This window comes from Desulfitobacterium chlororespirans DSM 11544, assembly GCF_900143285.1.
In the GTDB taxonomy this organism is placed as follows: domain Bacteria; phylum Bacillota; class Desulfitobacteriia; order Desulfitobacteriales; family Desulfitobacteriaceae; genus Desulfitobacterium; species Desulfitobacterium chlororespirans.
In genome coordinates this window covers 48,028-74,980 of sequence record NZ_FRDN01000015.1, presented here as the reverse complement: position 1 = coordinate 74,980, position 26,953 = coordinate 48,028, and the positions used below count along the sequence as shown (strand labels likewise).

Annotated in this window: 31 protein-coding genes and 1 riboswitch; of the genes, 11 read left to right on the top strand and 20 right to left on the bottom strand. The window is 46.7% G+C overall.

Going from position 1 to position 26,953, the window contains the following annotated elements; all coding sequences use genetic code 11:
- The first annotated feature begins 17 nt into the window (after positions 1 to 17).
- The gene (locus BUA14_RS21750) at positions 18 to 830 is read left to right on the top strand and encodes a C40 family peptidase (RefSeq protein ID WP_072774526.1); all 813 of its coding nucleotides are present in this window, start codon (positions 18 to 20) and stop codon (positions 828 to 830) included.
- 160 nt (positions 831 to 990) lie between these two features.
- On the opposite strand, the gene BUA14_RS21745 is transcribed toward BUA14_RS21750, so the two are convergent.
- Together BUA14_RS21745 and BUA14_RS21740 are read right to left on the bottom strand one after the other, a co-directional pair.
- Positions 991 to 1,500 carry a DUF2628 domain-containing protein gene (locus tag BUA14_RS21745; RefSeq protein WP_072774525.1) on the bottom strand — a complete coding sequence of 170 codons (510 nt, stop codon included), beginning with the start codon at positions 1,498 to 1,500 and terminating at the stop codon, positions 991 to 993.
- A 71-nt stretch (positions 1,501 to 1,571) separates the two neighbouring features.
- Entirely contained in the window at positions 1,572 to 3,161 is a 1,590-nt protein-coding gene (locus tag BUA14_RS21740) for a peptide chain release factor 3 (RefSeq protein ID WP_072774524.1), read from the bottom strand.
- 225 nt (positions 3,162 to 3,386) lie between these two features.
- Between BUA14_RS21740 and BUA14_RS21735 the strand changes: the two genes are divergently transcribed.
- Together BUA14_RS21735 and BUA14_RS21730 are read left to right on the top strand one after the other, a co-directional pair.
- A complete protein-coding gene (locus BUA14_RS21735) occupies positions 3,387 to 3,848 on the top strand; it encodes a YbjN domain-containing protein (protein WP_072774523.1) in 462 nt (153 codons plus the stop codon).
- Between the two features lie 151 nt (positions 3,849 to 3,999).
- Positions 4,000 to 4,206, top strand: coding sequence for an alpha/beta-type small acid-soluble spore protein (locus BUA14_RS21730; protein ID WP_005812750.1), 207 nt, complete (start codon positions 4,000 to 4,002; stop codon positions 4,204 to 4,206).
- Between the two features lie 103 nt (positions 4,207 to 4,309).
- Here BUA14_RS21730 and BUA14_RS21725 read toward each other — a convergent pair whose 3' ends face one another.
- Positions 4,310 to 4,510, bottom strand: coding sequence for a hypothetical protein (locus BUA14_RS21725; RefSeq protein ID WP_072774522.1), 201 nt, complete (start codon positions 4,508 to 4,510; stop codon positions 4,310 to 4,312).
- 186 nt (positions 4,511 to 4,696) lie between these two features.
- Here BUA14_RS21725 and BUA14_RS28110 point away from each other — a divergent pair, with 186 nt between their 5' ends.
- The 4 genes from BUA14_RS28110 (at position 4,697) to BUA14_RS21710 (ending at position 7,777) form a co-directional block, all read left to right on the top strand.
- The gene (locus tag BUA14_RS28110) at positions 4,697 to 4,870 is read left to right on the top strand and encodes a hypothetical protein (protein ID WP_005812755.1); all 174 of its coding nucleotides are present in this window, start codon (positions 4,697 to 4,699) and stop codon (positions 4,868 to 4,870) included.
- A gap of 71 nt (positions 4,871 to 4,941) precedes the next feature.
- Entirely contained in the window at positions 4,942 to 5,664 is a 723-nt protein-coding gene (locus BUA14_RS21720) for a (Fe-S)-binding protein (RefSeq protein ID WP_072774521.1), read from the top strand.
- Positions 5,665 to 5,666: 2 nt separating this feature from the next.
- The gene (locus BUA14_RS21715) at positions 5,667 to 7,109 is read left to right on the top strand and encodes a LutB/LldF family L-lactate oxidation iron-sulfur protein (RefSeq protein WP_072774520.1); all 1,443 of its coding nucleotides are present in this window, start codon (positions 5,667 to 5,669) and stop codon (positions 7,107 to 7,109) included.
- Positions 7,109 to 7,777, top strand: a complete 669-nt coding sequence (locus tag BUA14_RS21710) for a LutC/YkgG family protein (RefSeq protein ID WP_072774519.1) — start codon at positions 7,109 to 7,111, stop codon at positions 7,775 to 7,777. Before BUA14_RS21715 ends, BUA14_RS21710 begins: the two co-directional genes overlap by 1 nt.
- 127 nt (positions 7,778 to 7,904) lie before the next feature.
- Here BUA14_RS21710 and BUA14_RS21705 read toward each other — a convergent pair whose 3' ends face one another.
- Positions 7,905 to 8,486 carry a hypothetical protein gene (locus BUA14_RS21705; RefSeq protein ID WP_072774518.1) on the bottom strand — a complete coding sequence of 194 codons (582 nt, stop codon included), beginning with the start codon at positions 8,484 to 8,486 and terminating at the stop codon, positions 7,905 to 7,907.
- A 132-nt stretch (positions 8,487 to 8,618) separates the two neighbouring features.
- Positions 8,619 to 8,679: riboswitch (Fluoride riboswitch) on the top strand.
- A gap of 46 nt (positions 8,680 to 8,725) precedes the next feature.
- Here BUA14_RS21705 and crcB (BUA14_RS21700) point away from each other — a divergent pair.
- Together crcB (BUA14_RS21700) and crcB (BUA14_RS21695) are read left to right on the top strand one after the other, a co-directional pair.
- Positions 8,726 to 9,100: a fluoride efflux transporter CrcB gene (gene crcB / locus BUA14_RS21700; RefSeq protein ID WP_072774517.1), complete on the top strand. Its 375-nt coding sequence runs from the start codon at positions 8,726 to 8,728 to the stop codon at positions 9,098 to 9,100.
- Positions 9,100 to 9,456, top strand: a complete 357-nt coding sequence (gene crcB, locus BUA14_RS21695) for a fluoride efflux transporter CrcB (protein WP_072774516.1) — start codon at positions 9,100 to 9,102, stop codon at positions 9,454 to 9,456. Before crcB (BUA14_RS21700) ends, crcB (BUA14_RS21695) begins: the two co-directional genes overlap by 1 nt.
- Positions 9,457 to 9,616: 160 nt before the next feature.
- Here crcB (BUA14_RS21695) and BUA14_RS21690 read toward each other — a convergent pair whose 3' ends face one another.
- The 5 genes from BUA14_RS21690 to BUA14_RS21670 form a co-directional block, all read right to left on the bottom strand.
- The gene (locus BUA14_RS21690) at positions 9,617 to 10,462 is read right to left on the bottom strand and encodes a C-GCAxxG-C-C family (seleno)protein (RefSeq protein ID WP_072774515.1); all 846 of its coding nucleotides are present in this window, start codon (positions 10,460 to 10,462) and stop codon (positions 9,617 to 9,619) included.
- 125 nt (positions 10,463 to 10,587) lie between these two features.
- A complete protein-coding gene (locus BUA14_RS21685) occupies positions 10,588 to 12,141 on the bottom strand; it encodes a nickel-dependent hydrogenase large subunit (protein ID WP_072774514.1) in 1,554 nt (517 codons plus the stop codon).
- Positions 12,142 to 13,071: a hydrogenase small subunit gene (locus tag BUA14_RS21680; protein WP_072774621.1), complete on the bottom strand. Its 930-nt coding sequence runs from the start codon at positions 13,069 to 13,071 to the stop codon at positions 12,142 to 12,144.
- Between the two features lie 406 nt (positions 13,072 to 13,477).
- Positions 13,478 to 13,861 (bottom strand): DUF4363 family protein, encoded by a 384-nt coding sequence (locus tag BUA14_RS21675; RefSeq protein ID WP_072774513.1) that lies wholly within the window; start codon positions 13,859 to 13,861, stop codon positions 13,478 to 13,480.
- Between the two features lie 27 nt (positions 13,862 to 13,888).
- Positions 13,889 to 14,587, bottom strand: a complete 699-nt coding sequence (locus BUA14_RS21670) for a DUF421 domain-containing protein (protein WP_072774620.1) — start codon at positions 14,585 to 14,587, stop codon at positions 13,889 to 13,891.
- A gap of 226 nt (positions 14,588 to 14,813) precedes the next feature.
- Between BUA14_RS21670 and BUA14_RS21665 the strand changes: the two genes are divergently transcribed.
- Positions 14,814 to 15,128 (top strand): UxaA family hydrolase, encoded by a 315-nt coding sequence (locus BUA14_RS21665; RefSeq protein WP_084078787.1) that lies wholly within the window; start codon positions 14,814 to 14,816, stop codon positions 15,126 to 15,128.
- Positions 15,125 to 16,282: a UxaA family hydrolase gene (locus BUA14_RS21660; protein ID WP_072774511.1), complete on the top strand. Its 1,158-nt coding sequence runs from the start codon at positions 15,125 to 15,127 to the stop codon at positions 16,280 to 16,282. Before BUA14_RS21665 ends, BUA14_RS21660 begins: the two co-directional genes overlap by 4 nt.
- A 98-nt stretch (positions 16,283 to 16,380) precedes the next feature.
- Here the strand turns inward: BUA14_RS21660 and BUA14_RS21655 are convergent, their stop codons facing one another.
- The 11 genes from BUA14_RS21655 to BUA14_RS21605 all read right to left on the bottom strand — a co-directional run bounded on the left by BUA14_RS21655 (position 16,381) and on the right by BUA14_RS21605 (position 26,805).
- Positions 16,381 to 17,298: a sensor domain-containing diguanylate cyclase gene (locus tag BUA14_RS21655; RefSeq protein WP_072774510.1), complete on the bottom strand. Its 918-nt coding sequence runs from the start codon at positions 17,296 to 17,298 to the stop codon at positions 16,381 to 16,383.
- A complete protein-coding gene (locus BUA14_RS21650) occupies positions 17,291 to 17,938 on the bottom strand; it encodes a chemotaxis protein CheC (RefSeq protein ID WP_242954724.1) in 648 nt (215 codons plus the stop codon). Before BUA14_RS21650 ends, BUA14_RS21655 begins: the two co-directional genes overlap by 8 nt.
- Positions 17,928 to 18,299, bottom strand: a complete 372-nt coding sequence (locus BUA14_RS21645) for a response regulator (RefSeq protein ID WP_084078785.1) — start codon at positions 18,297 to 18,299, stop codon at positions 17,928 to 17,930. Before BUA14_RS21645 ends, BUA14_RS21650 begins: the two co-directional genes overlap by 11 nt.
- Before the next feature lie 210 nt (positions 18,300 to 18,509).
- Positions 18,510 to 19,367, bottom strand: a complete 858-nt coding sequence (locus BUA14_RS21640; RefSeq protein ID WP_072774507.1) for a zinc metalloprotease HtpX — start codon at positions 19,365 to 19,367, stop codon at positions 18,510 to 18,512.
- A gap of 48 nt (positions 19,368 to 19,415) precedes the next feature.
- A complete protein-coding gene (locus BUA14_RS21635) occupies positions 19,416 to 20,729 on the bottom strand; it encodes a hemolysin family protein (RefSeq protein ID WP_072774619.1) in 1,314 nt (437 codons plus the stop codon).
- A gap of 82 nt (positions 20,730 to 20,811) precedes the next feature.
- Complete coding sequence (locus BUA14_RS21630) at positions 20,812 to 21,183, bottom strand: hypothetical protein (RefSeq protein ID WP_072774506.1); 372 nt, start codon at positions 21,181 to 21,183, stop codon at positions 20,812 to 20,814.
- Between the two features lie 140 nt (positions 21,184 to 21,323).
- Positions 21,324 to 21,830, bottom strand: a complete 507-nt coding sequence (locus BUA14_RS21625) for a hypothetical protein (RefSeq protein WP_072774505.1) — start codon at positions 21,828 to 21,830, stop codon at positions 21,324 to 21,326.
- On the bottom strand, positions 21,827 to 22,936 hold the full coding sequence (locus BUA14_RS21620) for a ParM/StbA family protein (protein WP_072774504.1): 1,110 nt from the start codon (positions 22,934 to 22,936) through the stop codon (positions 21,827 to 21,829). The genes BUA14_RS21625 and BUA14_RS21620 overlap by 4 nt, the downstream gene beginning before the upstream one ends.
- A gap of 88 nt (positions 22,937 to 23,024) precedes the next feature.
- Complete coding sequence (locus BUA14_RS21615; RefSeq protein WP_072774618.1) at positions 23,025 to 24,203, bottom strand: Ger(x)C family spore germination protein; 1,179 nt, start codon at positions 24,201 to 24,203, stop codon at positions 23,025 to 23,027.
- A 6-nt stretch (positions 24,204 to 24,209) separates the two neighbouring features.
- Positions 24,210 to 25,709 (bottom strand): spore germination protein, encoded by a 1,500-nt coding sequence (locus BUA14_RS21610; RefSeq protein ID WP_072774503.1) that lies wholly within the window; start codon positions 25,707 to 25,709, stop codon positions 24,210 to 24,212.
- Positions 25,699 to 26,805, bottom strand: coding sequence for a GerAB/ArcD/ProY family transporter (locus tag BUA14_RS21605; protein ID WP_072774502.1), 1,107 nt, complete (start codon positions 26,803 to 26,805; stop codon positions 25,699 to 25,701). The genes BUA14_RS21610 and BUA14_RS21605 overlap by 11 nt, the downstream gene beginning before the upstream one ends.
- Between the last annotated feature and the right edge of the window lie 148 nt (positions 26,806 to 26,953).

Genomic DNA, 26,953 nt, shown 5'->3' with positions numbered 1-26,953 from the left:
TTTGAAAGGAGAACTTTATGAAAAAATTTATCAATAAACTTTCCGTTTCTATTCTATCCTTGGGATTTTTCGCCACTGCCTTCTTTGCTTACCCCCAGACCATGGCAGAGCCCAGTACAGCTCAAGAGCTGGCTTGGGCTGAGGAAGTGGCCCTTGCTCCTCAAAGCGATACTGTCGAAAGCGATCTTGAAGCTGTCCGGGCCTCCAGAGAACTGGCCAAGGCCGACACCGACAGACGAGCCGCAACTGGAGCCGCAACTGGAGCCGCAACCGGTGAAATTTCCCGTGGCTCTCAGTCCAGCTCTGCACCCTCACAAGCCCCGAAAAGCACTGCTTCCAGCTCTTCTGCCACTTCTGTCAAGAAGTCTTCCGATACAAGTAAAAGTACCGCCAGCGCACCCAAAGCTTCCGTCAAAGCCAGCGCCTCCAGCACTACCGCCAAGGCCAGCACATCAAGCACTACCTCCAAAGCCACTGCCGTGATCAACACGGCCAAAAAATATATCGGAGTGCCTTATGTTTGGGGCGGCACCACGACCAGCGGCTTTGACTGCTCCGGATACACCCAATACGTCTTCGCTCAGCATGGCATTTCCTTACCACGGGTATCCCGTGATCAATATAATGTGGGCACAGCCGTTTCTTACAGCAACCTCAAGGCCGGAGACCTGGTCTTCTTCTCCTTGGATGGTGATAAAGTCATCGATCATGTGGGGATTTTCCTGGGAAATGGACAGTTCATTAATGCCTCAAGCTCAAAAGGAGTAACCATCTATACCATGGGTTCCTATTGGCAATCCCATTTCATTGGGGCAAAGCGCGTATTTTAGAAGGCTGGGACCATATTTGCGCTAAATTCGTAATCGATTACGAATTTGGCAAGCCCTGTAAAGCAGATTCTTAAATCTAAACTTTCAAAAAGGGAGTATCGCCGGCTACTAGAAAAAGCAGCTTTCCAGCGATACTCCCTTAACTATGGATTACTTATCTCTATAAAGATGTCAAATAGCCCAGAATAAAGTTATAAAGAAAAAGCAGAAGACATGTAGCCAAAATCCCCCGCCAATTAGGGCCTCCGTCCGCAGCCGCCCTCCTGTGGATTTCTTCAGGTTCAATGCCCTCTTCATTCAGTTGGGCTAATTTCCGGCGAATGTGACGATAATACAATGCATTGCCAAAGACGCCCATGAGCAAGGATATCCCTATGGTTATCCGCATATCGGGCTCCCATCCCAGGACGTAAATGTAAGCCAAGTCCGCAGCAAGCATCATCCCTACCAAAAGAGCCAGGTAGGCGTACATTTGGCGATAGCCAACCCAAAAAGCACCAAAAATGAAAGCAGCCCAATTCCAGGAAAGCGCCTTTTCCGGAGCAGCGGCCTTATGCCATTTGTGCAGATAATAATCCACATTTTTCCCTATATATGCACTCATCAATTCCTGCTTTTCCAGCTCCTGGCCATCGTAGACCTTGAAGAACCCCTTCCCCTGCTCCTCCATACCTACACCCTCTCCCGATGCGTTATATCTCATTATAGCATGGATGTTTGCGGCTTGGTTTGAAAAAGCTTTTACTCCCTGAGCGGCTGCGGATAAAACTCTACCCCATAGCGCTCGCTTAACCAATTAGCCTTCCATTTGTCCAGAAGCAGGACAGCATAATTTTCATCCTGATCCAAGACCACCATACTCATGCTGGATTCCTTAAGAATACGAATCTTTTCTTCGTCCTTAGGTATCCATTGAACCATTTCGTAAGGCAAATTGTTGATTTGGACCTCTACTCCATACTCATCCCGCAGACGGTATTCCAGGACTTCAAACTGCAGTTGGCCCACGACTCCGATCACGGGAGCCTCTACCCCAATATTCAAATCCCGGAAAACATGGATGGCCCCTTCTTCTTGAAGCTCCTGTATTCCCTTGATAAATTGCTTTCTTTTCAAGGCATTGGCGATGCTGACCCGGGCAAAGTTTTCCGGACTGAAAAACGGCATAGCCTCAAATTCAATACCATCCTTTTCCGCCAGAACATCACCGATGCGGAGTACTCCGCTGTCATGAACCCCAATGATATCTCCGGCATATGCCTCGTCCAAAATGGTCCGCTCCTGGGCAAAGAGCTGCTGAGGCTGAGCCAGCCTCATTTTGCGATGGGTCCGATTATGAATGACATTCATTCCCCGTTCGTATCTGCCCGAGCAGATGCGAATGAAAGCAATACGGTCCCGATGCATGGCGTTCATATTGGCTTGAATCTTAAAGACAAAGCCCACGAATTGTTGACTTGCCGGCTCTAGAACACCCAGGTTGGATTGTCGCGGTGCGGGAGCCGGTGCTAATTTCAAGAAGCTATCCAGGAAATTGGGTACACCAAAATTATTCAAAGCGCTCCCAAAGAACACGGGAGTTACTTCCCCCCGATCCACTCGCTCCTGGTCAAAGACATTCCCGGCCATATCCAAAAGCTCGATTTCCTCCCGGAGGCGCTGCAGCAAATCCTCCCCGATCCATTCCTTGATCCCAGGATCATCAATATGACCTGTTTGCCGTGTATCATCATGGCCTTTGCGCAGCCCGTCGGTAAAACACTCCACCTGACCCGTTTGCCGGTCATAAATTCCTTTAAAATCAGCTCCGCCGCCGATGGGCCAATTCATGGCATAGGCTTCGATGCCTAAAACTTTCTCCACTTCATCCATCAGATCGATAGGGTGTTTGCCCTCCCGGTCCATCTTGTTAATGAACGTAAAAATGGGAATCCCCCTGCGTCTGCAGACTTCAAAGAGCTTAATGGTTTGTGTCTCCACACCTTTCGCCGCATCGATCAGCATCACGGCACTGTCGGCAGCGGTTAAAGTGCGATAGGTATCTTCACTGAAATCCTGGTGACCCGGAGTATCCAGAATATTAATGACAAACCCCTGATAATTAAACTGCATGGCGCTGGAGGTAATCGAGATTCCCCTCTGCCGCTCCAGTTCCATCCAGTCTGAAGTGGCATAGCGTTGGGTTTTTCTGGCCTTAACATTCCCTGCCAGATGGATAGCTCCCCCAAACAACAGCAATTTTTCAGTCAGTGTGGTCTTCCCTGCATCAGGGTGGGAGATAATAGCAAATGTTTTCCGGAAACGGATTTGTTTTTCAAGGGATATGCTCACAAGGTTTGCTCCTTACTCTATAAATTAGGATCAACTAAGATCTCTTCATTCATTATCGAGCGCTCCATAGCGCTGAACAGCATTTTATTATAACATAATAAATTCTGCGAAAAAAGGAATCAATCTGACTCCGATGGACAGGATTTCTGCTTTTTACCCATCTTAACCCGGCAGGAATCGCCCTAAACATGTGGAAATACTATGGGTAAAGGAGGGGGACTTGCTATGATGCTCTATGAAGTTCTGTATAATACCCTGAAGAAGGACTGTTGGAAATTTGACTATGATCAAAAGAACGAGTTGTTTCGCTTAGAAATTCGCGGTATTAACTGTGATTTCGTCTCTTTCATTATTGTCGATGAAGAGCAGGAATCTCTGCTTTGCAATACACATATCAAGCAGAAAATACCTTTTGCCAAGCGCGTAGAAGTCTGCAACTTCATGAATCGGATTAATTATGAACTTGCCATCGGCAATTTTGAAATGGATATGGATGATGGCGAAATTCGCTTTCGGACTTACCTGGATTCAGCCAATTCAGAGCCTTCCCAGGAACAGCTTATTAATCTAATCTGGAACGGTGCGCAAACCTTTGATACTTATTATCCTGGATTTATCAAAATCGTATCCGAAGACTATTTGGCTGAGGAAGCAGTACGGGTATGTTCCCAGGATGATGAGTCATAATCTATTAACATGATGCTTATTCTCCTGTTATTGGCATTAATAGTTGTTCTTTGCTGATTAAACCAACAATTACCTGTTTATTTTCTCCTGCTGATTCAGATAATAAGACCGTCTCACTAACAAATACAAAAACTTAAGGAGGGACCCTAAAATGGCAGGAGAAAGAAGTACTAATCAACCAGCAGTTCAAGGTGCCACACAATCACTGGATCAATTCAAGTATGAGATCGCAAATGAACTCGGCGTTCAATTGGGCGGTGACCGCACCAGCCGTGAAAACGGATCTGTCGGCGGCATGATGACCAAACGCATGATTCAGTTTGCAGAAGAAAACCTCAAAAGAGGAACCCGCATCTAACCGTACATTAACCTGATAAGAGGTATCCGCAAGGATACCTCTTACCATTTGGGGACATAGGTGCTAATGATGCAATAAAGAGCGGTTATCCCGCTCTTTATTCTTAGTATTTAATCGTTCCGTCTGTCTCGGTCAGAAACTTCTTCTTGGCATCTAAGTGTTTTCGCACATCTTTTAATTGATGGGGTGAAAGTTCCTCGGCATTCTCGGCAAGAAATTGTTCGTTTTTCTGAATATTCTTGAGGGTTAATTCTATTTTCTTTAATTCTTCCTTCTGGGGTTTATTGCCATTTTTTCTAGGCATCTCTTATCACCTCAAGCTTATTTTCCCCTAAATCATACAAAAAACTTTAGTAATATCTCCCAATTTGATATAATAATGAAGAATATAGCCTTGCCAAGCAAACAAAATTTGAAAGCAATGCTTTCAGGATTTACTTTAACATTCTGCGTACACAAAAAAGATGATGATTAAGAAAGGAGTTCACTTGTGAAGGTTAAGGCGATCAGTTCTCCCGACCCACGACTTCTTGAGCAGGAATTGAATCAATGGCTGGAGGATAATCGCTGGGTCAAAATTGTCAATGTCACTCAAAGTACAGGTCAAACCCATCTCGTCTGCCTTTGGTATGAAGAACCCAATGTTCCCGTGCTGGGTGGATAAATCCAAATAATTCATGCCATAATAGAAGAAACTTAGGAAATCAAGCTTCAAATGAAGGGACTGTAGCTTTCATGAAAATCTCGCTCTTTATTACCTGCCTCGGGGACACCATGTTTCCGGATCTTGGTGAAACCATGGCCAAAATTTTCACCCGTTTAGGGCATACTGTAGACTTTCCTGAAGGGCAATTTTGCTGCGGCCAGATCTCCTTTAATTCCGGTTACATGGACGATACCCGCACAGTAGCCCGGGCGACCATTGATGCTTTCGAAAACAGTGAAGTCGTGGTAGCTCCCAGCGGCTCTTGTATCGGCATGATCCATCACAATTATCCCGCCTTATTTAAGGATGATCCTGTGTATGCCAAAAAAGCCAAAGACTTGATCGACAAAAGCTATGAGTTCACCCAATTCGTGGTCAATGTCCTTAAAACCCCGGATCTCGGTGCCCGTTATCAGGCTAAGGTCACCTATCATCCTTCCTGTCATGCCACCCGTCTTTTGGGGCTTCGTGATGAGCCTATGGCTATCCTGGAGAACATACAAGGCTTAGAGATACTCCCCTTGCCGGAAGCTCATCTCTGTTGCGGCTTTGGCGGCACTTTCTCCATTAAGATGCCCAAAATATCCGAGGCCATGGTCGCCGAAAAAGCTGAACATGTTTTGGCCTCCGGTGCCGATATTCTGACTGGATTGGATATGGGCTGCCTTATGAATATATCCGGCTATATGGAGAAGCACGGCCGCTCCATTCCGGCTATGCATGTCATTCAATTGCTCGGAAAGGGGATGTAACTATGTCACTGGATAATCACTATGACGTTGATGCCGCTTTAGATAAAGCTCTTAAAGATGATTTTCTGCGCAAGGCAACCCGCCGGGCTACGGATAGGCTGAGAAACAATAAACTGGCTATTACAGAAGAGCTGGGGAACTGGGAAGAATGGCGCCAGGTGGGAGAAAGAATCCGTAACCACGTCGTTGAAAACCTGGATTACTACCTTGACATGCTCATTGAAAATGTAGAAAAGAACGGTGGCCACGTTCATCTGGCCAAAACGCCGGAAGATGGCGTAAGAATCGTTCAGGAGATTTTCCAAAAGCATGGCTTCAAATCAGTGATCAAATCCAAATCCATGATTACGGAAGAAATTCACCTTAACCCCGCCCTGGAGAAAGACGGTATTGAAGTTGTTGAGACTGATTTAGCGGAGTATATTATCCAGATCGCCAATGAACCCCCTTCACACATCATCGTTCCGGCCATGCATAAAAACCGCGACCAAATTGCCAAATTATTCGAGCCCATAGCCGGACATCCACTGGATTCAGATACCCCAACCCTGACCAAATTTGCCCGGGAACAGCTGCGGGAAAAATTCCTGACCAGTAAAATCGGGATAACCGGCTGTAACTTTGCCGTTGCGGATACAGGAACCATTACTATGGTTACCAATGAAGGAAACGGCCGGATGACCAGCACCTTGCCCGAGGTACAAATCACCATGATGGGGATGGAGCGGATTGTCCCTTCATATAAAGAGCTCAGCGTTCTTCTTAACCTGCTGGCCCGCAGCGCCACAGGACAGCGCCTCTCGGTCTACACCACGATGATTACACCTCCCAAGCAGGAAGGAGATCTCGACGGACCTAAGGAATGGCATTTGGTCATTCTTGATCACAATCGCTCGGAAATCTTAGGAGATGAGGATTTCCGCTCATCACTGCGCTGCATCCGCTGCGGAGCCTGCTTCAATGTCTGTCCCGTTTATCGCCAGGTTGGCGGACATGCTTACGGCTCTGTTTATTCAGGCCCCATCGGCGTCGTCATTACTCCCCTCTTGGAACAGAATTATGAGAAATGGGGACATCTCCCCTACTACTCCTCTCTCTGTGCGGCCTGCTCCGAAGCTTGCCCGGTACGGATTCCACTCCAGGATTTAATCGTCAAGCATCGGGACCGCAAGGTGCTCAAAGGCTATACTTCGGGTGTGGAAAAGAAGATATTCAAATACTATGGCTATTACTTCTCCCACCCAAAGACACTCAGCAAATTTGTCCACTTAGGCTCGAAATTCCAATTTATCCTCATGCGCAACGGCAGAATTGCCTCAGGACCGCCGCCGCTCAGCAATTGGACCAACAGCAAGACCTTACCCCCTGTAGCCAAGCAAATGTTCCGGGATCAATGGCCGGAGTTGGAGAAGGAACTAAAAACTATGCAGCGAGGTGATCAATAATGAGTGATCGTCAAGCATTTATCGCCAATATCGCTAAAAAACTGGGACGTCCCACTCCAACCTCTGTAGAACCTATCAAGCTTAAATTCCCCCTCTACCGGCTGGACTCCCAAGAGGAACGGATTGATAAATTCATGAAAATGTATGAAGCCATGGGCGGTAAAGCCGTGCAAGCTTCTACCGCTAAAGAAGCGGCCCTGGCTTTGCGGGAGTGGTTCGGTGAAAGCCCTCAGTGGCTTAACCCCAACTCCATTGTGGTCTGGAATGAGCTCCCTACTATGGCCCGCGCCTGTTTGGAAGAGCTGGGCTGGCCGGCCCGTTCCTATGCTGACCTTCCTGCCCCGGAACGCAACGCCATCATGGATAAGATGGAGTTAGGCATTACCGGAGCCGACTTCGGCATAGCCCAATCCGGATCTCTCGTTTTGAAAAGCAGTGCCAAGCGGGGTCGGGCCGTCAGCCTGGTGCCCATTCGCCATCTGGCCTTTATCCCGGCCTCCTTCCTCAGGGACAGTCTCGACCAGGTCCTGGATGAACTTATGGGAACAGATATCCCGGCTGCTATTGAAATCATCTCCGGACCAAGCCGCACCTCAGACATTGAGATGGATCTTTCCATCGGTGTTCACGGTCCCGTGGAAGTTTATTGCATCCTTATGATGGATTAATAGGAGAGCCATTCTGAGAGAATACTCCGAAAACAGGGCGGGAACTCAACTTAACCTTTGAGTTCCCGCCTTTCTTTTAATAACACATCTTTTTTAGCCATACATCTGATCTTGATTGCCAAGATGTCTATAGATCCATGTTTATACTCTGGGCTGCAAAGTAATTGATGATATTCTCTTTCTCGCGTACTTCCACATGAACTACGGGCTGACCCTCTCCTCCCTTGATGCCGCTCCACCGGTAATAGAGGGTTTGCTGATACTGCTGATTGATGATGGGATCAACATACTCCAGGTGCAGGACAATATAGTAGGGATTTACATCAGGCTCGCTGATATCCACTTCATAAGGATCCAACGCAATCACTAAACTGGAGCTCATGTCTTGAGGGATTTCATTCACTAAGTAATTGGGTTCATTATGAATGGGCTTGTCTTGCAATTTTTCCGCAAAAACTATGGTTCGGCTGGCCAAATTCACTGCAGGATGAATTCCTACATTACTGAATTTGAACTCTAAGCGCAGACCGGATTTCAATTCAACCTGAGGTGACTCCCGCAGGGATAAGTAAGGGCGTGAAGATTCACGATCAATTTTCCAGGCATTGAGCGTAACTGTAACAGTAATCGTGGCGGTAAGTGCCAAAATGCAGGTTCCAACCGTAGCTATAATACTGCTCCACTTTGTAAACTTATCTCCAAAGCTCATGGACTGGCTCGCCACCTCCTTCTAAACAAACATCTTTTAGTGTTCTTCACATTCCTGTTTCCTATGCATTGCAGCAATGTTTTTATAGAACCGCTTTCTTTTTAATAAAATAAAGTATATAATATCACCATGAACTAGATAGGCGATGGAGTTCGCCTTTAACCGCCGAATGGCTGATGACTCCTGCTGGTAATCTATTGCTGGCAGGAGTCTTTTTATATTTGAGGAGTGAGCTGAGCATGATTTACTTATGGATAGGTATCGCGGGAATGTTAGGGGCAATTCTCAGATATTTAATCAGCGTTTTATTACTTGCAGATAGTCTGTTTCCTTTTGCAACCTTAACCATAAATCTGTTGGGGAGCTTTCTCTTAGCCTGGCTGACAAGCCATGTATTCAAGAAAGCCCGCCTATCCCCACATCTTTCTACAGCAATAGGAACAGGGTTCATTGGTTCTTTTACAACCTTTTCCGCCCTGAGTGTCGAGACGCTCAGGTTATTTCAGGATGGAAATAACTTTTTAGGTATGGTTTACGTAGTAATGAGCCTCTTTGGGGGATTAGCAATGAGCCACTTAGGTTTAAATGTAAGTAAAGAGGTGCAGGAATCGTGATGGCATCACATATCCTTTTGGTTGGTATGGGCGGGTTCTTCGGAGCAATTTTTCGTTATTTCTTCAGCAAGAAATTAAATGGCGAAAAACTACCGATAGGCACGCTAACTGTAAATTTATCCGGAGCATTTCTTTTAGGAGCCATAATCGGGGCCAATCTAAGTACGGCAACAACACTCTTGCTGGGAACAGGTTTCTTAGGCGCATTTACTACTTTCTCGACACTAAAACTGGAAATGGCCCAGCTGCAATTAAAAAAGGAGCATCGAGTATTTATACTTTATACGACCATCACCTACGGTGGCGGAATTGCCCTTGCCTATTTAGGTTATTGGCTAGGCAGCTTTTTTCGTTGATGTTCATCAAAAAAGCCGTCCTCCCCCACTACTCGTGGAGAGAGGACGACTTTGGCTATTGGCCTCTATTTTGGCTTTCAGACTCCGTAATTTTTAGATTCCATATGTCCATCATCGGCGAAGAATATCCGACGAATACGAATATCCACCGCTCATAGTACTACAGCAGATCCCAGCTTCGCTTAATATGATCGACCAGATTATTGGGATCAACATCGGTATGACATTGTTCACAGTCCATCATGCCCCGGGTATTTTCCAAAGAATGTCCCTTACCATGACAGATCATGCAGTCATCCACCACTTCATTCTTATAAACGGCTTTGAAATTCTTGCTATGGAATTGATTTAAAAGCTCCACGGCTTTAGCGGCTACATCTGCCGTAATGCGGGCGCAGCGCTCACTTCTGGCCTTGCTCTCAGCCTTGAGACCACTGGTATCACACCACACGCTCACGGAAACGTGACAGAGAGGTGATTTGGCGACACTTTTTTCGATAGGCCCCTCATATTCCAAAGCCTTGCCTGCTTCCGGCATAAATTCAGGGAAAGCATAGTCGCAATACCAGCCGAACAATTCGCTGACCACTTTATCCGCATCACTCTTAGGCATGGTGTAGTTAATGGCCGTAGCCGCACCGATCAGGGCGCCGCACAGGGTACCCCAGCCTCCGCCGCCGGTACCGCCCCAGCCCAGAACCTGAGTAGGGACATGGGTGTAGGGATAACCGATCTTTTCTCTTAATTGACCGATAACCGCCTCAAAGGCACCATAGGAACATTTCGATTTGCCATAGCCGGCATAGCCGTCCAACTTGGCTTTTTCCGGGTCCAGCTGTACATAAGGGTAGGGAAAACTTGGTGGTGCGCAATGCTCCCCTTCCGGCAATTGGGCAGCCTCCGCCACTTGGGTATGAAAGATGCTTGTGCCAACAGCTAAAGCTCCCGCCGCCAGAATACCGGATTTTAAAAACTTTCTTCTTGACATATCTTTTTCTTCACTCATTGAAACAGCCTCCCTTTCGTCACTATCCTACTTTAGATTTTCTCAAGCCCTAGACCCCTTTTCCAGTTCTGAAAATCATGTCACCCCCTCAGCACTCAGCGATGAGTTCGGTTCAATACGGGAAATCAGAGCCTCACTATCTTCTCCCCGTCTGCATCAATAAGGTGCACCGCACAGGCCAGACAAGGGTCAAAAGAACGAATCACCCGGACCACATTGACCGGATTATCCGGATCAACAGGCACTCCTATCAAGGCTTGTTCAACAGGACCCGGTATGTTCTTCTCATCACGAGGGGAAATATTCCAGGTGGTGGGAACCACCATCTGATAGTTGCTGATGACATGTTGATCGATCTTGAGCCAATGTCCCAAAGCTCCCCTTGGCGCCTCATTGAGAGCTGCACCCTGCCCCTGAGCAGGCGGATCCCAGTGCCTGGAATCATGAATATCAGGACGTTGGGTCTTGCTGCCCAATAAAGTCTCTAAGTCATCCAGCCAGCGGTACATGGACTTGGTCATGAGCAGCGTTTCCTGGGCGCGGGCTAGATGACGGGCAACCGCTCCGGGTTTAATTCCGTAGCGGCCCATCAAGTCCAGCAATCCCGAATGCTGCATAACCATCATCCGGGCCAGCGGCCCTACTTCAGCAGCCTCACCCTTATATCGGGGAGATTTAATAAAGGTATAGGCTCCTTTTTTATCAAAATCGATGACGGTTTCTCCCGCCCAAGGATGAGCAGGCTCCCCATCTTTGTACCAGGCACTGGCTACGCTTTCCGTAATTCGGCTCATATCCAATGCTTCCACAACACCCGGGGCCTCGCTGCTGATAAAGCCCCCTTTGAATAATCTCTCCGTGCCGGAATCATCCATAGGAAAACCACCATAGGCAATATACCCTCCCGGGCCCGCGCCAACTCCGGCTTTCCCCAGTTCTAACAGGGGACCTGTGCAAAAACTCACGACATCAGGCACATAAGTCAGCTCGGCGAAGGATACGACTTCATTGAGCAGGGCTCTGAAGGCTTCCATTTGTTCTTTCCGGGGATAGATGGTCACTCCGCCCACCACAATACTGGATTGATGGGGCTGTTTCCCCCCCAGAATAGCCGACATCTTCTTGGCTTTACCCTGAATCTTTAAAGCCTCCAGATAATGGGCGAGAGCGGTTGTGACAATTTCCGGATCCCTTACAGAATAACTGTCCGGCTGGTAGCGGGGGGTCAGAGGGGCGGTATCTCCCGCCGTCACCAAAGACATTATTTTATTTTTAACAGCGAGAAGCTCCGGAACATTTCCTTGATAATGATTGACTGCTAAGACATCAAGATAATCAAGGGCCGACAAATGATAGAAATGCAGTGGATGGTCATGCAGCCATAATGAGCCGGCGATAAGATTGCGAATAAGCTGAGCAGCACGGGGTACCTCAGCTCCTTGAGCGTCTTCGACAGCCATGGCCGATGTCCAGCCGTGTGATGCCATACACACTCCGCAGACCCGTTCCGTAATATACACAGCATCACGGGGGTCCCTGCCCTGAAGAATCTGCTCAATCCCCCGAAACATGGTTCCCTGTGCCCAGGCATTGGTCACGACATTATTCTCAATCTCCACTTCAATGCGTAAGTGGCCTTCAACACGTGTTACAGGGTCAATAACAACTCGCTTGGCCATCTATTTCACCTCCTTGGGGTTCACAAATAAAGGCGCGAAGCCGTCATAGTACTCAGGCTGACTGCACCCTGCACAGGGTGAGCCGGCATAGCCGCAGAAATTGGCTCCGCCATTCCACCAGGCATTAGCGCAATTAGTGTAAGTGTCCTGCCCTTTGCACCCCTTGTGATAAAGACACCAATCCAGGGTGTCCGGGTTATTCCAATCCTCCAGATACTCTCCTTTTTCGTAATGCCAGCGGCGATAACAGCTGTCATGTAAGGTGTAGCGATAATAAGCTTCCGGCCGATTAAGTCCGTCCAGCTTAGGCAAAGCATTTTGACTGAGATAGTATATGAGCAAACCCACCAGCCGATCCGGTTTGACCGGGCAACTGGGGAGGTTTACCACCTTAACTCCTCCGAGCACCTCCTGGGCACCTACTGCCCCGGTGAACCCGGCACGGGGAATCCCGCCGTAACAAGCACAGGAGCCCACAGCGATAACCGCTTCAGCCTTTTCCGCAGCTAGTTTGAATTGTTCGATAAAGGGCTTTCCTTCCACAAAGCAATACCGTGCATCCGCTGTGGGAATCGATCCCTCCAGGACGAGTATGTAATGACCTTGGGCTATACAGTCTTCCAGGCTTTGAACAGCCTGCTCTCCTGAGGCTGCCATCAGGGTGGGATGGTAGCGTACCGACAGAAGATCAAGAATAATCTCCTCCGGTCCCGGGTCAACCGAAGATAACAGGGATTCGCTGCATCCGGTGCATCCTTGCCCTTGCATCCAGATCACCGGTTTTTTGGACAAATTTGCTTCAGCCGCCTCCGCTATTTGAGGCGCTAAACTCAAATCAATCCCCAGTGCCGCGCATGTGAATGTGCACAGTTTCAAAAAGTCCCTTCTGGATACCCCTCTTCTGGCGAGACGCTGATATCCGCTTTCCATAGGTTGATCATCTCGTTTCACATTCCTCACCTCATTGTAATTTTTTAATTTATGTCAAAATAAAACGTCCAAAGTAAAATTACTAAGTGAATGTTAAAACTTGTACTACCTTATGTCTCCCAAGGTTGTTTCTATATTTTTAGAGAGGAAAATTCAATCTTCTATATCATGTTAGATAATTCAGATAACTGATATCATGTTTATGTGAACACTTTATCAATTTCTATAATACATTCTTTTTATTACCAATTCTACTGTAAAGTGTTAACTTTTTTATTAGTATTCTTAATCGTGCTATAAATATTTCGTATGATATCAACGAGTTTACCAATATAATAAGATAACCCAACGGGGCCGGTCCTTCCCTTACTTGCCTTTTTATCCGCCCCGTCGGCTATACTTTTTTTCAAAAAATATTTTGAAGTGTGATCATTCCTTTATCGGCAATATGATCAACCAGCAGACGCAAGGCGGATACCTCTCCCAAACTTAAAACGGTTTCATTTTCCCTGATATATTGCTTCAGCCTTATTAAGCTGAGTTCGATTTCATCTATCTCCTGATGATCGAGCAATATGCACCAGAATTTCTTGATCCCATTCCAGTCTTGACTGAAATTCTCGATTTCCTGATTGGCATTGTCCCAGCTCTTGGCGCGTATCTGTTCCTCCACATTGACCAATTTTTCGGTCAGGGTATAAGTGGACTCACTGATATAGCTGTTCTGCCAATAGCCCCCCAGCACCAGGATAAGGATAATTATGCCTGCGATAAGATACGTTCTCAGCATAGAATACCCCCCTCATTTAATGTTGGCCTAAGCCTGTTGCTTTTTTTTAGTATATCGTTCTTTACCCTGCAGATATAAATGATCCGAGGAGTCCAGGCAGGCAAAGAGCACCTCTTCTATGCCTTTCAGCTTATGTTTTTTGATCTGCCTATCCAGCCATGCCCGGTCTTTACCAGATAGATCAAAGGCCCTTTCCTGCAGAATTCCATCCATAATAAACACAATCGGCAAGCCCTCGTAAGCCGGTTGCAGCTTCAGATCCTCCGGTGTAACAGGGCGTTTGGAAGATTTAGGCAATACACTGATCTGTCCGTTGGTTTCCAGTATGGCAAATTCTACATCGGCAATATTGGGGATACTTCTCATTCTTAATTCTTCCACTAAATCGGTTAAGGGCAGGCGGTTGCGAACTAATTCATGCTCAACAATCCTTCCTCTTTCGATCAGGATCGAAGGAGTGCCATTGAGAATATCCCGGGCCTTCTCGCTTTTTAACTCCAGATAAGATAGTGAGATACTCATTAAAACCAAAACCATCATAGGAATAATTCCTGAAATAAGAGGAATGCCCACATCTTCGCTGGGAATAGCCGCTAAATCGGAGATCATAAGAATGACAACCAGCTCAAAGGGTTGCAGTTGGCCTATTTCACGTTTGCCCATAAGACGCAACGCCGCAATGACGAAAAAATAAAGTATCAAGGTTCTGATGGCGGTTATCAGCATAATTTCATCATGCAACTCCTTCCTGTGGTTTTGAGTCGAAAAGGCATATGCCTGTGACATATGCCTGAATAGTCTTTCTCCATAGCCATCATTTTATTCCGCTTAAGCTCCTCTGAGGATTCATAGCAGGATTTGTTTTATCACCCTGTATTAATACACAAATCCTTATCTTATGTTATAATCATAGTGTTCTATCATAGAGAATCAAGTCAAGAATGGAGGAGCAGTGGTGAAAAAGCAAGCGGTTGTTATTTATGAAAAGGATAATGTGGCTACCTGTGTCGATCATATACCTGCCGGTACCACGATCTCGTTTTTCCGAGGAAACCAGGCCGAATCACTTACAGTGTGCCAGGATATCCCTTTGGGACATAAGGTTGCACTCATGCCCATAGCCCAAAGCAGCAATGTCGTAAAATATGGAGAGAGCATTGGTGCCGCCATCATCGATATTCAACCCGGCCAGCATGTCCATGTCCATAACATGGAGTCCCAACGGGGTCGCGGGGATTTAGATACCGATAAGGAGGGCTCAAGATGAACCTATGGGGATTTCGGCGCCCTGACGGACTCTTTGGCATACGCAACCATCTTTTAATCCTTCCCACTTCAGTCTGTGCGACTACCGTTGCCGCTAATATAGCCGCTCAAGTTCCCGGTGCTGTCGCTATTGCCAACCAACACGGTTGCTGCCAGGTGGGCGCCGATTATGAGCAAACCTTGCGAACCTTAATCGGCATCGGGAGAAACCCTAATGTGGGGGCAGTTCTTGTGGTAGGTTTGGGGTGTGAAGGCATACCGATTCTGCACACTGCAGAAGAAATCGCCAAATCCGGGAAACCGGTGCAGTCTCTGATCATTCAGGAGCATGGCGGCACTCTAAAAACCACCTCCCTGGGAGTCCAAATCGCTGCTCAAATGGCCCGCACCCTTTCTATGCTCAAAAGGGAAGAAGCTCCCCTCAGTGAGTTATCTCTGGGGGTTGAGTGCGGCGGTTCTGATTTCACTTCCGGTTTAGCCTCCAATCCTGCCGCCGGCACAGCTTCGGATCTGGTGGTCAAGGCCGGAGGCACGGCTATGTTATCCGAAACCACGGAATTCATCGGTGCGGAACATGTGCTGGCCAAACGGGCCAAATCACCGGAAGTCGCCGCCAAACTCCTGGGAATCGTCAAAGAAACGGAGCTGCGTGCCCAGCAGCTTCATGTGGATTTGCGGGATGGCCAGCCCACTCCCGGTAATATCGCCGGCGGCATCAGCTCCATCGAAGAAAAATCTCTGGGCTGTATTTATAAAGCCGGTCACTCCACCATTCAGGATATTTTGGCCTATGGCGAAGCTCCTCAGGGCAAAGGCCTTTATGTTATGGATACTCCGGGTCAGGATGTGGAGTCCATGATTGGAATGCTTGCCGGCGGCATACAGATCATCGTCTTCACCACAGGACGGGGTACCCCCACCGGCTCACCTATCGCCCCGGTTATTAAAGTCACGGCCAATGCCGATACGTATCTGAACATGGCCGACAATATCGACCTCGATCTCTCTCCCATCCTATCCGGCACAGAGACCATTGAAGATAGCGGCCGCCGGATTTTCAAGGAAATAATTGAAGTAGCCAACGGTAAATTAACCAAATCAGAAAGCTTAGGTCACCAGGAATTCGGCATCTTCCGCATTGGGCCGACCTTTTAGAGATGCCTTTGTCACATAATCATAATGAAACGGGGACAGGTACCATGTTCAAATGGCGCCTGTCCCGTTTTTCACTATTAATTCTGCTCTCAGTTCTATCAACACATGGCTTTAATCTTGGCTTTAGCAGCATACATAGCTTGATCAGCTCTGGCAATGAGCTGATCCACACTATCGCCATCCATAGGATAAAAACCAACGCCTATACTCAGGCTGATTTCTACTTCTTTACCGGCCAAAGTAATGAATCGCTCCGGATGGTTGCGGATTCGGGAAGCAATGATCTCGTAATTATGACCAGCCAGGAGATGCGGCAGGAGGATGAGAAATTCATCGCCACCGTAGCGGGCAACAGTATCATTCTTTCTAATCACTTGAGTTAAGATATTGGCCACTTGAATCAAGGCTTGATCACCGGCTTCATGGCCATAGGTATCATTGATGGCCTTGAACTTATCCACATCGATAAACATAATCCCTAAGATGCCGCCGCTTCTTTTGGCGCTTTCCAAATATTTCTCAGCTAATTTATAAAAAAATGTCCGGTTGTGAATTCCCGTTAAACAATCATAATAAGCCATATTCTCAATAAATTCTTTTTTTTCTTTAAGCTCTTTATTGACTTTGCTTAACTCAATCACATAATTTCTTAAGCGGGCAATCTGGATAAATTGACTGGTTACATCGATGAATTCCAGGAGCAGCAGCTGGGAACTCCCCTCCTCAAAACGGCTTATCTTTATATTAAAGCTATGGTCCCCATGAAGCATAGTCTTATGCAGGGCAGCTGACAGAAACATTTTGCTGCCATTTTCTAAGCAATTCAGTAAGACCTTTTCGATATAGGCATTATGAAATCTGGGTAAGACCTTATAAAGAGGTTGTTCATGAACCTCTTCCCGGCTAAAGGGTATAAAGCCCAAGAGGTATTGATTGGCATAAACGATTTTAAATTCTTCGTCGAGAATTAAAATCCCGATATCCAGACTATTAAATACACTCATCCACTTATTCATTTAATTCAACTTCTATCTTTTCAATTTTACTCATAAGTTCCTGCTGAGAAGTCAAGGTCAAATTAATCATAATGGCACCATCGATCTCCGTTTCATCAATAATAAAGGTAATATACAGTAAAATCATATTCCTTGAATAGTTCTCATTGCTTTTAATATCCCGGGCAAAATCCTTCTTATTAAAGATTTTTACTTCGGGCAATGAGTAATCCAAATTGATGTGCAGATAGTTGCTTACACCTCCCACAATACAATTCAAGACGATATTACCAATTTCTCTGATAATATCAAAATCAATGTCTGAAAAGCTCAAATCATTAATTTCATCAGCTATACCCTCATTGATGCAAAGGTTGATGAATCGTCTCATTTTCTCGGCGGGAAAGATAAGATTGGCTTTGCCTGTTAGTTTATTCTCAAAGCAGATTGAAGATACCATTAAAGTGCCATCAACATCCATTGATAAAAAAGCATTCATATCAGCATGATTGCCCTGCATATCAATGATTTGAACACTGGGAACATTCAACACTAAGGTTCGATTAATCATTTCCGACAGCAGGCTGGCGGCTTGCCCCACGCTGATATTAAACAGCTCGTTTAAAATATCAAATTTTAATGCTCTATCCTCACCCATCATAATCATCCCTTATTAATTCACAGATTGTCCTGGCTTTTTCCTCATTGAAAGGTTTATTGATAAATTGCAATATACCATATTGGCTTATTTCTTCCCGGACGTTTTTTTGAATATCCGCGGATATAACAACGATCCTGGCATTATGATCATACTGCTTGATCAGGTTAAGCAGCTCTTTACCATGGAGCTTGGGCATTAATAAGTCTAAAAACACATAATCGGGCTGCAGCTCTTTATATCGTTCAAGTCCTTCCAGACCATCATTGGCAAAAGCAATCTCGGCATCCTTCAGAAACATTCTGATATACTGGGCGTTAATTTTTTGGGAGAAGACCGAATCATCAACAATTAAAATCTTCACAATCCATCCTTACCTCTCAAATAGTGTTATCTCTTGTTTTTAAATCAATCATAATTAACAATGCTTCTAAGCATTGATTAAATTCTAAACGGAACCCCAGGAAAAATCAACATAATTCTGGCTTTCTTTGCAGAAATAGCCAGCCGGGCAAGAGAATGAACATCTCTTAAACCCGGCTGGCTACAGCCTTTTCATCGTCTTCTGATGCCGTTAGCGGCGTTCCATAGTATAAAGTCGTTTTACCCTTTCTTCAATGGGTGGGTGGGTGCTGAACAGATTTGCTACCCTGCGGGCGTTCAATGGATTGACGATAAACATATGGCTTGCAGAGGGGTTAACATTCATCGGTATGGCTGCCGAACTTCTCTCTAATTTCTGGAGAGCATTGGCCAGACCAGAGGAGTTCCCTGCAATCTCCGCTCCCGTGGCATCGGCCAGATATTCCCGGGAACGGGAAATTCCCATCTGAACCAGCATCGCCGCAATAGGTCCCAGGATAATCAAGGGCAGAGCAGCCAGTCCGGAAGCTCCCTCATCATCATTTCCCCCTACCCCTCCGAACATTAAGGCCCACTGAGCCCAATGGGCCAGGGTTGTAATAACACCGGCCATGACTGCCGCCAAGGTACTGATAAGAATATCCCGATTCTTAATGTGAGCCATCTCGTGGGCTAATACCCCTTCCAGCTCTTCACGATTAAGCATTTGCATCAATCCCCGGGTTACAGCAATAGCCGCGTGATTAGGATTGCGGCCGGTTGCAAAAGCATTGGGCTGAGGTGACGGGGTCATATAAAGCCTGGGCATGGGCAGATTGGCGTTGTCTGCCAGCTTCTCCACCATGGCATAGAGCTCGGGGCTTTGTTCACGGCTGATGGGCTGGGCTTTCGTCATCGCCAGAGCCATCTTATCACTGAACCAATAGCTGCCAAAGTTCATCACCATGGCAAAGATAAAGGCGATTTGCATACCGCCGGAGCCTCCTATAGCATTCCCGGCCAGAATCACAAGCACAGTTAATAAACTCATCAGAAAAACAGTCTTGAGCTGATTTCCGAATCCATTCATATTTCAACAACTCCTTTCAAATCTACAAAAGCCAAGAGGATCGATCCTTTACTTGCCACTGTCTTCCCGGGTGTCCGAAGACATGTCGGCACCATCCGGTGCCGGTCTCCGACTGGCTTTAACCCGGGTGATTCGAAAGCCAACCACTTCCATGACCGTAAAGGTATAGTCCATGAAATCAATCCGATCCCCTTTGACCGGTTTACGGCCAAGGCGGTTGAAGACAAAGCCCCCGATGGTGGAAACGGTCTCATCCTCGAATTCAACAGCCAATAACTCACTTAAGTCATCAAGGAGCACCCGGCCATTGATCAGATATTCGCTCTCCGCACTCTTGATAATTTCCGCTTGCTCGGCACTTTCAAATTCATCATAGATTTCCCCGACCAGTTCCTCAATGAGATCTTCGATGGTTACCATACCGGCTGTCCCGCCAAACTCATCCACTACAACGGCCAGATGAGTTCTCTGGACACGCATTTTCTGCACCAGATGAGAGATGGGCATCCCTTCCGGAACGATGAGTATATCCCGCTTCAATTCCCCAATATTTTTTACCGGTGATTCAGAGAGGGACAAAAGATCCCGCATATGAACCAGACCGATCACATTATCCTTATCATCGTCACAGAGGGGATAACGGGTGTGTCCGGATGTTTTAACGGTTTCCAGAACTTCTTCCATTGAATCCTGTATATAGAGGCACATCATATCCTGACGAGGAACCATCACCTCGCTGACCACTCGATCCGAGAACTCAAAGACATTATCCAGAAGTTTTCCTTCCATCTTATCCAAAATACCATGACGTTGGCTGGCATCCACAAGCATCCGCAACTCTTCCTCAGTATGAGCAAGATCGGATTCATTGGCCGGGGATATACCCCCGAGCTTCAGAATCAGGTTGGCAAGCCCATTAAGGAAACGGATCACCGGATAAAAAAGCTTGTAAAACATCTTTAAAGGACCGGCAGTCCACAGAGCTGCGCTTTCTGCTCTTTGAATGGCAATGGATTTAGGAACCAACTCCCCAAGGACAATATGCAGGAACGTAATCAACAGAAAGGCAATGACCACGGATACTGTATGAGTTAAGACTCCATCCCACGCCACCAGGTTCTTAAAAAGCGGGGCCAGCAGGGTAGCAATGGCCGGCTCTCCCAACCAACCCAACCCCAGGGAGGCTAAAGTAATTCCCAGTTGGCAAGCGGAGAGATAGGCGTCCAGTTGCGAGGTCACCGCAAGGGCAAGGGTCGCTTTTCGGGATCCTGACTCTGAAAGCTCGGCGAGACGGGTCTTCCTCACTTTTACCAAGGAAAATTCAGCGGCCACAAAAAATGCATTGAGAGCGACTAGGAACAATGCAGCAACTACTTTGGCAATGCTCCACACTATACTATCGATTGGATTCTCCTCCTTTTATTCTATACATTTCTACCCTACCTCAGACATAAGTGGACCCGTACCATACCATAACTATCCAATGTTTCTGTTTTTGGACAGGATCCTCTGTTGTTCCTCTATTAATCTCCCACATCTGAGGCAGTTGTACACTATCCAAATCGATTTTTTGGGGCAAAACAGCCAAGGCGCCGAAGATCACAGCTCTTGGCGCCTGATTAATACTTGAATTATATTTTAATAGCCAAAGTCCCTTTTGGGGTTGTTCAAAAGCCACACAGGGGCAAAGAGCCAAAGCCAAGCCTAAAAAAAGACAAAGAACAATGGCAACGATTTGTTTGGTCTTCCCTTGCTCTATTCTTGCCAAGACATCATGATATGGAACTGCACGGGCAGGTAATGGGTCGTCGTCCACGATGTTCTCTCCTCTAATCCCATTCTCTGGTCTATGAATACTTAAGATATACTATAGAGTATAACTAAATAAGTCGTCAAGTGACAACTTCCCCCATAAAGAGACGTTGCTTTTAAATAGCTTAACCAAAATAACCAAGGCTAAGTCTCTTTGCGATTTTCAGAGGAGGCGAAAAAACTTAAGACATCAGGATCCTCTTCCTCCCCGATGACCTGATGAAGCAGAAAGGCCAGACCTTTGTCCCCGCTGACATCATCTTGGGCTGCCACCGGCTCCTCATCCGCCTTAGGCGGCAAAGCATCCTTCTCCGGGAATCTTTCCGGATTCCGAGCCTGCTGCTGGAGAAGAAGTTCCAACACCTCTTCATCTTCCTCTTCCCCAATCAGCGCTAAAAGATGCTTTAATGGCTGCGGATTGTCCGTGATCAGGGCATCCTGGGCAGAGGGCGCCGCATACAGTTCCTCAAGGCTCCAGTGACCAACCGTCGCCGGCGGCAATTCGTCTGTGACAGGAGGGTTGGCACTGTAGGCGCGGAGAGCTTCTTTTAAGATACCTTCCCATTGTTCCGGGGGGTAAGAATGGAGAAAGCCCCATAGGGGCTCATCTTCTTCACCGAAGTTCAGCGTGAAGGAAAGGTTCTTGCTCATGGGTTCGCATTGGCCTTCTTGGTTATGTTATTGACCAAATTGGCGGCCATAATTCTAAAGCCGGTGGCGTTGCCGAACTGGGGATTCTCGATCAGCACTTTATTTTCAAATTGGAGGTGTTCAAAGATCATTTCTCCTACTTTCCCTGCCACAAGAACCGTATGAATCTTTCCCAGCATGGGTTTCAGAGACTTTTTGACCTCGCGGGAAATATCGGTTCCCAGTTGCCCCAGCATATCCTGCATCACAGGGTTGAGGTTAATGGCGCCGGTATTCCAGGGATACATCCCTTCATTGACGCGGAATACCTTATCCAATTCCTTATCATCAGTTTCGATAGGGTTGGCATGATTAATCGTCATGGCCTTTAATTGCTCAGCCACACCGGTATACGCCCATTTCAATCCTTTTTCGATGCTGAAGGAATTGGGCGGATCAAGCATCACGCCATCATAAAAGGTGGCCACATCCGTCGTCCTGAAGCCTGGATCGATCACCACCACATAGCCATTAAAAAGCTTAGGGCTGATGGGGATTCCATATTCATTCAAGGTCTCTTTAATAAAGACTCCATAACTTTGCGGCAGGACCCGGGAACGAATGATGGTCAGCTGACGGGTCTGGCCTTTAAAGGGTCCTGAACGAAAGGCCACCGACCAGGTCCCTTTCAGTTCAGCTTCATACTTGTCCTTCAAAGCTGCATAGTATTTAACCGGGACGCCGGTTCCCAAATAAATATTAGCCTTAGGCTCTTTTTGGGCAACAGCCAAGGCTGCCACGAGCAGCGCCGTAGCTTCTTCATCGGTTGATTTATCCTCATCCCAACAATAGTGAGCTTCATTGGGATTCAAACTTTCGGCAAGACTTCCCATAAAATAATGGCGGGAAACTCCCGTGGAGTGATTGGTAACGATGACATCCAAGGAGCCAAGCTGCATTTCTTCATCGGTTCCCCGACTTACATTCCCATTACCCAAGGTAGAAAAAATACGCTCATTTCCTTTGCATATGACCGCCGGAAACAATACTTTAGTATCTCCCGCATCCAGCTTAATGGCTCCAAACCCCGGATCTCCTCCAGCTACGAGAATATCGTTTTCAAACACAGGTGTTCCTCCTCGTCAATTCGTGGAATTTCGCATATAAAACCCTATTATTATCCATTGTATACCACATTTTGCTTGGAGTCTATCCTTATCGAACGGTTCCGTGACCATCCACCACAGCTTTCACGAGTATCTCCACCTCCAGCTCGGGAAACATTTCCTCCCAATCAGCCTTGTGTTGATTCCAGTAGTCCGGATACTTCCGATACGCCGTTAATCCAAAACCAAGAATATCAGAGTTCAGCTCTTTTTGGGCCTTGTCCACGATGCTTTGAACTTCCCTGATCACAGCTTGGCTTAAAATCCCCTCTAACTCCTTGAAATCTTCCTTAGTGATGGTTTCCTTATTATCAGTGCGCTCCCCCAGGTTACAGGTAACATCAATATCAATCACAAAGCTCAGCTTTTCACCTTCCAGAACCGGTTTCACTCTGCTTTTTGTTCGTATAATCTCGAAGGATAACTTTCCCCCAAGGCCGGAGGAACCTTCAACCTGATCAGGGCTTTCAGCCCCTTCCTTAGTATAGGCTGTAATGATTCCCCCATTGACATCATTGTGAACCCAAAGATATCCCCGTGCTTCCTCCGCATCCAGCCAGTCGATCAGCTTGTCTTCCTTAAAAGCTCCTCCCCCGCTCAGCTGGAAGGTGGGTTTTCCCTTTTCTTCATAGAATTTTATCTTCCCTAAGACAGGCTCGATTCCTTCTGAGTAAACCATATTGGCAAAGTCCAGAATATTTCTCGGTATGCTTTTGGAAGCGGATTCATAATCGTCAATCAAAAGCATCACATGCATCGCCGAAATCAGGGACTCTTCGGAAGGAGCTCTGACTATTTCTTCCGCCTTCCCTTCTGTTAACAGAACCCAGGTAAATAAACGGATTTCCGGATCACGTTCCAAAAAATCCAGGATGGGTTTAACCCCGGCTCTGGCCAAATCCTCCCCAATCACGATCACTTGATTATGAGGATAAAAAAGCCGGTCCCCTGATTTCGTCATGAGATTCCGCACCGCATCAAAAAAAGTCTCGCCTTCGCTGGTCAGGATCCGCGTGGGGGTTTTACCCTCCTGACCCTTGGTTATATAAGCCTGGGGATTAATGATTTGAACTGTGAGTTGAATCTTCCCCCGCTCGTTAAGATCCAGCCCCATAGCACTGACGACCCCCAGCTCATTCAACTCCCGGTGGCTCCAACACCCCGGTAATAAAAGCAAACTGAATAACAATACCAGGATCGCCCATCTTTTCCTATAGCCAATGCTCATTTTCATTTAACTTCCTTTAACTTTTCTCAGGCTCTTCTTCAGATCCTTTGTACTTTGCCGCCGATAAGGGCTGAGTAAAGAGGGGCGGGACAGCATAGCCCACAGGGGGAAGCGGATCATGCCATCTTTCAAATCCCCGATATTCGTCGGGACAATGGGGGAAAGATAGGGAATGCCAAAGGAACGCAGGGACAGTAATTGAATGACAAGGGCTAACAGGGCCATCAACCAGCCGAACATGCCCAGAAAAGAGGTGGCCACCAGAAAATATAAACGCAGCAAGGACACCGGTCCAGTCAAAGGCGGAACCAGAAAGCCCGAAATAGCTGTGAGGGCAACCACAATCACCATAACCTGGCTGATTAAACCGGCCTGGACCGCCGCCTCGCCGACAACTAAAGCTCCTACGATGCTTACAGCCTGACCCACCGTATGGGGCATGCGTATACCTGCTTCCCGAAGAATCTCATAGACCACCCCCATCCCCAAAGCTTCGACGATCACCGGAAAGGGTATTCCTTCGCGGCCCGCACTCATACTCATTAAGAGGCTGGTGGGAACCATCTCCTGATGAAAGGACTGGATAGCCACATAAAAAGCCGGCAGTGTGGTGGAGAGGTAAAAGGCCAGGTAGCGAATGAGCCGGACCAGGGAAGCATAATAAGGCCGGGAATAGTAATCTTCAGGATTCTGAAAGGCTTCCACAAACAGGCAGGGCACCGTGATCACGAAAGGGGTCCCATCCACCAAAATTCCTACCCTGCCTTCCAGCAGCTTTGCCGCCAATTTATCGGGTTTTTCAGTCGTTCCCACTGTAGGGAAAATGGATTGGGGGGCATCCTCAATCAGTTGTTCGATATAACCGCTCTCCAGGATCCCGTCAATATCAATGGATTGAAGGCGCCTTTTTACTTCACTTACAATCTTCGGGTTGGCTATTCCTTCGATGTAAGTCACATAGACCGTGGTATGGGTTCTTTGCCCCAGGCTCATGGGTTCCAGGCGTAAGTTCTGGTCCTTGATTTTACGCCGGAGCAAAGAGGCATTCACCTCAATTCTTTCGACAAAGCCTTCCCGGGGGCCCCGGACGGTGGCCTCGGTTTCCGATTGTTGGACATTGCGGGTCTCGGCACCAAAGGTCCCCAGCAGCAGGGCCTCCTCTATTTCCTCCAAAAAAAGAGCCGTCCGGCCGGATAGTATCCCCTGCACCACTTCAGCAAAGTTCTGCACACTATCGATTGCGCTATTGTATAAGACATCTCTGCGTAAGATCTCCAGTGACAGAATTGGCTCAGAGCCTTGAAATTCCATGAGGGGTCTAATGATCGACGCACTTATGTATTGCCGATCCACCAAACCATCAAGATAGACCAAAAAACCTTTGTTCGTCTTCCCAAATCGTAGTTCACGGAACAAAAGATCCACAGAGTTTTTGAAGCTATTAGCTAAACGCCTTCGATTCTCTTCAAGATTGGGGGATATGTTGGATTCGTTCTTATTGCTCATTTGAAGACCTCTTCTTTACAACCTTGAATTTTTGTTTTAAGACGTAAACGATAAAAAGGAGAAAGACTCCACATATTTCGACAATTAGGCCATAGACTCCCAGGATGTTTTTCAGAAATACAGCTTTATCAATGGTGGTAGGATTAATAAAGACAGCAAAAACAAATACAATCACGGCAATGCTGATCCCTAAAAACAGACGGGATTTTTTGGAAAAAATATGTTTTAAGCCTTCCACACCGGCATAGTGAAACAAAGCCAAAATCAAAAAAGATCCCGCCGTCCAGGAGACAATTTGAAACGCTTCCATTCTTTGAATAAAATTTCCTACATCAACAAAGCGGGCAAGAATATAGACGGAATACAATTGCCTGGACCCCACTTCTACACTCAGAACCATAATGGCAAAGAACATGGAGATGGTGATGGTCAGGATACCCAGGCCAACTCCCATGAGTTTTATCTTGTACATGTCTTTAGGATTATTATGGTATGCCATTAAAACGCCCATAATAATGCAGATCCCGAACCAAGCCGAAGGAAGCATGGCCCCCCTTAGAACCTCCTCTAGGCTGTGCTGGAACATGGGCCTCAAATTATCAAACTCCATATTCCCAATATTAAACAGCATGATAAAGAGAAAGGAGCCAAGAACAAACGGAGCGATAATCTCAGAAAGCCTCATAATCACTTCCAGCCCGGCACTGCAGGCGTAGGTACTCACCAATAAAAGCACGATGGCAAAGACATAGCGCGGAGTTTCCGGCATCACCATCGAGGCAAAGAATTCGATAAGAATTTGCGTAAGGGTGATGGCTACACTAATACAATAAAGGCTGAAAATTCCAATCATTACCTTACCTAATGTTCTGCCGAGGATTTTCTTACTGTATTGAAAAATTGTCTGATTGGTATAAGCCCTGCCCATTTTATATAAGAAAAAGCCCAGCATTGTTTCTATAACCATAGCCACCAGAATAGCCAGCCAAAAATCCTGCCCCAAATCTCTTATGATTAGATTGGGCATGCCTAAAGACAGCGAAACAATCACGAAATAAGTACAAAAGGATTGACGGCTTGAGATTTTTACATTCATGGATTTCACACTTTCATCATTACGGATAAGTTAGTATTAGGATGAACGCTCAGCCTTATACATTTTCCGAGGAGATGGGGGCTTGGGTCGTGTAGCTTTATCCCACATCCGCGCAGCTTATGGAGCGACCGGTGTAAAACAAAATCCT

Excerpts from the sequence above, each read along its gene's own strand:
- BUA14_RS21605 (WP_072774502.1), bottom strand. The coding sequence starts at position 26,805 with ATGAATGTAAAAATCTCAAGCCGTCAATCCTTTTGTACTTATTTCGTG.
- BUA14_RS21735 (WP_072774523.1), top strand. The coding sequence starts at position 3,387 with ATGATGCTCTATGAAGTTCTGTATAATACCCTGAAGAAGGACTGTTGG.
- BUA14_RS21715 (WP_072774520.1), top strand. The coding sequence starts at position 5,667 with ATGTCACTGGATAATCACTATGACGTTGATGCCGCTTTAGATAAAGCT.
- BUA14_RS21690 (WP_072774515.1), bottom strand. The coding sequence starts at position 10,462 with ATGAGTGAAGAAAAAGATATGTCAAGAAGAAAGTTTTTAAAATCCGGT.
- BUA14_RS21610 (WP_072774503.1), bottom strand. The coding sequence starts at position 25,709 with ATGAGCAATAAGAACGAATCCAACATATCCCCCAATCTTGAAGAGAAT.
- BUA14_RS21655 (WP_072774510.1), bottom strand. The coding sequence starts at position 17,298 with ATGAATAAGTGGATGAGTGTATTTAATAGTCTGGATATCGGGATTTTA.
- BUA14_RS21615 (WP_072774618.1), bottom strand. The coding sequence starts at position 24,203 with ATGAGCATTGGCTATAGGAAAAGATGGGCGATCCTGGTATTGTTATTC.
- BUA14_RS21710 (WP_072774519.1), top strand. The coding sequence starts at position 7,109 with ATGAGTGATCGTCAAGCATTTATCGCCAATATCGCTAAAAAACTGGGA.
- BUA14_RS21685 (WP_072774514.1), bottom strand. The coding sequence starts at position 12,141 with ATGGCCAAGCGAGTTGTTATTGACCCTGTAACACGTGTTGAAGGCCAC.
- crcB (WP_072774516.1), top strand. The coding sequence starts at position 9,100 with ATGGCATCACATATCCTTTTGGTTGGTATGGGCGGGTTCTTCGGAGCA.
- crcB (WP_072774517.1), top strand. The coding sequence starts at position 8,726 with ATGATTTACTTATGGATAGGTATCGCGGGAATGTTAGGGGCAATTCTC.
- BUA14_RS21680 (WP_072774621.1), bottom strand. The coding sequence starts at position 13,071 with ATGGAAAGCGGATATCAGCGTCTCGCCAGAAGAGGGGTATCCAGAAGG.
- BUA14_RS21730 (WP_005812750.1), top strand. The coding sequence starts at position 4,000 with ATGGCAGGAGAAAGAAGTACTAATCAACCAGCAGTTCAAGGTGCCACA.
- BUA14_RS21725 (WP_072774522.1), bottom strand. The coding sequence starts at position 4,510 with ATGCCTAGAAAAAATGGCAATAAACCCCAGAAGGAAGAATTAAAGAAA.
- BUA14_RS21675 (WP_072774513.1), bottom strand. The coding sequence starts at position 13,861 with ATGCTGAGAACGTATCTTATCGCAGGCATAATTATCCTTATCCTGGTG.
- BUA14_RS21750 (WP_072774526.1), top strand. The coding sequence starts at position 18 with ATGAAAAAATTTATCAATAAACTTTCCGTTTCTATTCTATCCTTGGGA.
- BUA14_RS21705 (WP_072774518.1), bottom strand. The coding sequence starts at position 8,486 with ATGAGCTTTGGAGATAAGTTTACAAAGTGGAGCAGTATTATAGCTACG.
- BUA14_RS21650 (WP_242954724.1), bottom strand. The coding sequence starts at position 17,938 with ATGATGGGTGAGGATAGAGCATTAAAATTTGATATTTTAAACGAGCTG.
- BUA14_RS21660 (WP_072774511.1), top strand. The coding sequence starts at position 15,125 with ATGAACCTATGGGGATTTCGGCGCCCTGACGGACTCTTTGGCATACGC.
- BUA14_RS21625 (WP_072774505.1), bottom strand. The coding sequence starts at position 21,830 with ATGAGCAAGAACCTTTCCTTCACGCTGAACTTCGGTGAAGAAGATGAG.
- BUA14_RS21640 (WP_072774507.1), bottom strand. The coding sequence starts at position 19,367 with ATGAATGGATTCGGAAATCAGCTCAAGACTGTTTTTCTGATGAGTTTA.
- BUA14_RS21670 (WP_072774620.1), bottom strand. The coding sequence starts at position 14,587 with ATGCTGATAACCGCCATCAGAACCTTGATACTTTATTTTTTCGTCATT.
- BUA14_RS21745 (WP_072774525.1), bottom strand. The coding sequence starts at position 1,500 with ATGGAGGAGCAGGGGAAGGGGTTCTTCAAGGTCTACGATGGCCAGGAG.
- BUA14_RS21720 (WP_072774521.1), top strand. The coding sequence starts at position 4,942 with ATGAAAATCTCGCTCTTTATTACCTGCCTCGGGGACACCATGTTTCCG.